This is a genomic window from Prosthecobacter sp., from assembly GCF_044222345.1.
Classification (GTDB): domain Bacteria; phylum Verrucomicrobiota; class Verrucomicrobiia; order Verrucomicrobiales; family Verrucomicrobiaceae; genus Prosthecobacter.
Map to the genome: position 1 here is coordinate 1 of NZ_JBGANL010000120.1, position 5,086 is coordinate 5,086.

Consider the following 5,086-nt stretch of genomic DNA (forward strand, 5'->3'; position numbering starts at 1 on the left):
TCATCCAGGCATGGCGGCAGCATCTGCACTTCGCTGCGATCAGTTCCTCGAAGGTGGCTCATGCTCATCTTGTTGCTCATGAACATGCCACCGGTCAAACCGGTGAAATAGTTTTCACACAGCCTGTGTCCTCAGCCAGCCGCCGTCGAAGCCCATGATCATCGATCAAGAAACAGCCTGCTAAACGGAAATGAGTTTTGCGAACCGCTATAACGGCACAGGGCGTGGTGCCGCCCTCTTAGCGCCCTGCCCCAAGCGCCATCAGCAGTCCCATCACACTGCCGTAGATGGCTCCACGCCACCAAGTCGAGGTAAGCGGGCAGGTGCCAGAACTGCATTGGCCGAAGTAGCCCAGAGCCGAGCCAATGGCGGCACCTACGGCGATGGGAATGAGGAAGTGTGACATGGAAATATGAATGGTAGAACTCAGCAGCACTTGCCGCCTCCGCAGCAGCCGCCGCCTTTGCCATTGCCACCTTTGCCGCAGGTGCTGATGCCGAAGGGGGCATAGAGGGGGCAGAAGCGAACAAAGGCGGTGAGCAGCGGCACGGCGCCGATGGCTCCGAGCCAGGTGTGATTGACAATGCCGTAGGCGATGATGCCGAGGCCAACGATGATGCGCAGCGCGCGGTCCACGGTTCCAATGTTGGGTTTCATAATGTCTTAGGGCTTGGGTTCAGGATGGGAATGCTTGTTGGCCATGAAGTAGAGCACCGGCACGGCCATGCGGCTGATAAAGAGGCTGGCGATCTCCCCGGCCATGAGGGCGATGGCGAGGCCCTGGAAGATGGGATCGGCCAGGATCACCGCCGCACCGACGACCACGGCCATGGCGGTCAGCAGCATGGGGCGGAAGCGCACGGCGCCCGCATCGATCACAGCCTCGCTCAGCGGCATGCCTTCCTGAATTCTCAGCTCGATGAAATCGACAAGGATGATGGAATTTCGCACCACGATACCACCTCCTGCCATGAAGCCGATCATGCTGGTGGCGGTGAAGAAGGCATCCATCAAACCATGCGCGGGCAGAATACCGACCAGTGAGAATGGAATGGCGATCATCACGATGGCAGGCGTGATGAAGCTGCGGAACCAGCCGACCATGAGCACGTAGATCAGGATCAGACACGCGCCGAAGGCCGCGCCGAGATCGCGGAAGACCTCGATGGTGATGTGCCACTCGCCATCCCATTTCAGCGCAGGTTCGGCGTCGCTAAATGGCATGGAAGCATTGAGGATCTGAAGTTCCGCACCGCTGCCGCCGAACTCGCGTGTGTCGAGTTTTTTGAGCGCCTCGTTCATCTTGAAAATGGCATACACGGGGCTTTCGACCACGCCGGCCACATCGCCGATGACATAGGTCACAGGCATCAGGTTCTTGTGGTAGCGGCTCTTCTCCACGGTGACATGCTCCACTTTCACCAGTTCGCGCAGGGGCACCAGCGGCGAGCCGGAGGCACCGGGTTCGGGCAGCGCATTGGCATCTCCAGAGCGCACGCGCAGCGCGAGCAGTTCCTCGGGCGTAGTCTTCGCGGAGCGCGGCAGTTCCAGGCGGATGTTCACATCCTCCTTCTCCTCGGGCTGATGCAGCAGATCGACCGTCTCGCCATCCACGGCGATTTTGAGCGTCTGTGAAATCGTGGCGGCGCTGATGCCATGGAGAGCGGCCTTTTCCTTGTCGATGACGAAGCGCGCCTTCTGCTGGTCGGCCTCGATGTACCAATCGACATCGACCACGCCGGGCGTGGACTTGAAAATGTTCTTCACCTTTTCAGCGAGTTTCAGGCGGTCCGCTTCATTCGGCCCGTAAATCTCAGCGACGAGGGTTTGCAGCACCGGCGGTCCTGGCGGCACTTCGGCAATGGCGACCCGTGCGCCGTAGCGTGCCGCGATGGCCGCGACGGCAGGGCGCACACGTTTGGCGATGTCATGACTCTGCGCCTTGCGCTCATGTTTGCCCACGAGGTTCACCTGGATGTCCGCCACGCTGGCACCACGGCGCATGAAGTAGTGGCGTACCAGGCCGTTGAAATTGTAGGGCGAGGCGACACCGGCATAGATCTGGTAGTCGGTGACTTCAGGCTCGGTGCGGATCGCTGCGGCCATTTCACGCGCCACGGCAGTCGTCTGCTCCAGCGAAGTGCCTTCCGGCATGTTCAGGATGACCTGAAACTCGCTCTTGTTGTCAAACGGCAGCATCTTCACCTTCACCCAGCCGAGGCCGACCGTCGCCATGGCTCCGAGCAGCAGCACGGTGATGCCGACGAGGAACATCCAGCGCCAGCCGGTGTGATGAATCAGCGGGCCCATCATGCGGCGGTACAGCTTGGTGAAGAAGTCCTCGGCGTGCTCAGACGCGAGATGCTTGTGGCCGTCATCCCCCGCGACGCCTTCCGTGAGTTTGGAATACTTGCCGCCCCAGCGCAGAATTCGAATCGAAGCCCAGGGCGTGACGATGAATGCGATGAGCAGCGACCAGAACATCGCCGCGCTCGCGCCGATCGGGATCGGGCGCATGTAGGGCCCCATGAGCCCCCCCACAAAGGCCATCGGCAGCACGGCGGCGATCACGGCAAAGGTGGCCAGGATGGTGGGATTCCCCACTTCACCCACGGCTTCGACGGCGATCTTTGACCAGTCCCGTCCCTTGTTCTGCGGCAGATGGAAATGACGCACGATGTTTTCCACCACAACGATCGCATCATCCACCAGGATGCCGATGCTGAAGATGAGCGCGAAGAGGGTGATGCGGTTCAGCGTGAAGCCGTAGAGATAAAAGATGAGCAGTGTGAGCGCCAGCGTCGCCGGAATGGCCACGGCGACGATGCCACTCTCCCGCCAGCCGAGCGTCAGCCAGATCAGGATGGCAACGCTGAACACCGCGATACCCATGTGCAGCAGCAACTCGTTCGACTTCTCCGCTGCGGTCTCGCCGTAGTTGCGCGTGACGCTCACTGAGACATCGGCGGGAATGATCGAGCCTTTGAGCAGGTCCACCTTGCGGATTACTTCGTCCGCCACGGAGATTGCATTCGCACCGGGACGTTTGGCGATACTGAGCGTGACGGCTGGTTCTTCATCCGACTTGGTGCCATGGAGGACGTACTGCACAGCCTCTTCGCCACCATCTTGGATCTCGGCCACTTCGTGCAGATACACCGGCCTGCCCCCGAACACGCCGACGACCACGTCGCCCACTTCATGCGCAGTTTTCAGGAAGGCCCCGGTTTCCACCAGCACCTCGTTGTTTCCGGTGGTGAGGCCGCCCGCACGAAACTGCCGGTTGGCCTGCTGCAGCATCGGCACCAGACCTGCAGGGCTGAGATTGCGCGAGGCAAGCTTCACAGGATCAAGCATCACCCGCACCGCACGGCGTGCGCCTCCCAGCAGATTCGTTTCCGCCACGAGCGGCACCTGTTTGACGGATTCCTCCACCTGGGCCGCCAGCCGGCGCAGCGTGAGGTGATCGTAGCGTGCGCTGTGGAAGGTGAGCGCGAGGATCGGCACATCATCAATGCTTTTCGGTTTGATCAACGGCGGAGTGACTCCCATCGGGATGCGGTCAAAGTTTGAGCGCAGTTTCTCCGTGATTTTCACCAGGCTGCGCTCGGGGTCTTCGCCCACCTTGAAGCGCACGATAACCAGGCTCTCGCTGTCGCGTGAGGTGCTGTAGAGGTATTCCACACCGGCCACCTCCCACAGCAGCTTTTCCATGGGCCGCGTGGCGCGTTCTTCGATCTCCTTCGCAGAGGAGCCGGGCATGGACACCATGACATCGACCATCGGCACCTTGATCTGCGGCTCCTCCTCACGTGGCAGCAGCACCACGGCCGCAGCACCGAGAATGACGGAGGCGATGATGACCAGCGGGGTCAGTTTGGAATCAATGAACATCGCGGCGATGCGGCCGGCGATGCCCAAATTTTCAGAATGATGGGATGGTTCGCTCATGGCTGGATCGTCACGGGTTGGCCATCGGCGAGTTTGCTGACATCACTGATCACGACCTGCTCGCCTTCTTCCAGGCCGGAAAGCACTTCGATGCTGCCATTGATCACCTTGCCCGTTTTCACCAGGCGCAGGTTGGCATGCCCTTCTTTGACGACGAAAATCAGCTCCATCTGTCCGCGCTTGATCACACTGGCCCGGGGAACCATCAGCAGTTGCATTTCCGCCATCGGCACAGCCACACGGCCAAACTGGCCGGTGCGCAGCCCCTCCTCCGCCGGCAGATCCAGCTTCACCTGAAACGTGCGGCTCACAGGGTCGGCCACTGGAGCGATCTCGCTCACGGCAGCATCAAGCGGCTTCGCCACCGAGGCGATCTTCACCTGCATCTTCGCCCCCATGGTGATGCGGTCCAGAATGGCTTCGGGAAGATCGGCCTCAAAGCGCAGCGTGGTCGGCGCTTCCATTTCGAGCAGGTGCTTGCCCGGCATGGCCAGATCTCCCACATCAGCTAGCTTGCGGGTCACCACACCATCAAAGGGCGCAGTCACGCGAGCGTAGCCCATCATCGTTTCGGCTTCACGCACCCCCGCAGTGGCCACTTTGACCCGGGCATCGGCAGCATCAAAATCCTGCCGCGTCGTCGCGTTTGCGGCGACGAGCTCCTTCTGCCTCGCAAAGTCGCGCTGCGCCTGATCGAGCAGCGCCTTGGCCTGGTCCACCCTGGCCTGAATCTCCTGGTTTTCCAGGAGGGCGAGCATGTCCCCCGCCTTCACCGCTGCGCCGGGCGTAGCGGTGAATTCCAGCACACGTCCACTGATCTTGGCTTCCACCTGGGCACGCAGCTTGGAGCGCACCGTCCCCACGACCTCTTCAGCCGCCACATGGGGTTGCAGCCGGGCCACCTGCACTTTCACGGCGGCGCTAGGCATAGAGGCAGTGGTTGGATGCGCGGCCTCATGCCTGCCACAGGCGGCAAGGGCGAGCAGTGCACCGAAGGGGAGAAAACGTTTCATGATGGTCATAAAAAGCGGGGCTGGTCTTGATCATGCTAACAGAAGCAGGCTGTACAGCGCTCCTCTTATTTAGCGTTTTCCGCAGCAGGAACCGCCGACACCCAGTTTCTTAAGGATCGTTT

At 61.0% G+C, this 5,086-nt stretch carries 4 protein-coding genes; all 4 read right to left on the minus strand.

Annotated features, from left to right (window positions below):
• Positions 1–238: 238 nt before the first annotated feature.
• Genes ACILSL_RS26710 through ACILSL_RS26725 form a run of 4 tightly spaced genes read right to left on the minus strand, consistent with a single transcriptional unit; the run spans position 239 to position 4,964 of the window.
• Positions 239–406, minus strand: coding sequence for a DUF6132 family protein (locus ACILSL_RS26710; protein ID WP_395735123.1), 168 nt, complete (start codon positions 404–406; stop codon positions 239–241).
• A 20-nt stretch (positions 407–426) separates the two neighbouring features.
• Positions 427–657, minus strand: a complete 231-nt coding sequence (locus ACILSL_RS26715) for a DUF2892 domain-containing protein (protein ID WP_395735124.1) — start codon at positions 655–657, stop codon at positions 427–429.
• Between the two features lie 6 nt (positions 658–663).
• Positions 664–3,951 carry an efflux RND transporter permease subunit gene (locus ACILSL_RS26720; RefSeq protein WP_395735125.1) on the minus strand — a complete coding sequence of 1,096 codons (3,288 nt, stop codon included), beginning with the start codon at positions 3,949–3,951 and terminating at the stop codon, positions 664–666.
• Complete coding sequence (locus tag ACILSL_RS26725) at positions 3,948–4,964, minus strand: efflux RND transporter periplasmic adaptor subunit (protein ID WP_395735126.1); 1,017 nt, start codon at positions 4,962–4,964, stop codon at positions 3,948–3,950. The genes ACILSL_RS26720 and ACILSL_RS26725 overlap by 4 nt, the downstream gene beginning before the upstream one ends.
• Positions 4,965–5,086 lie beyond the last annotated feature (122 nt).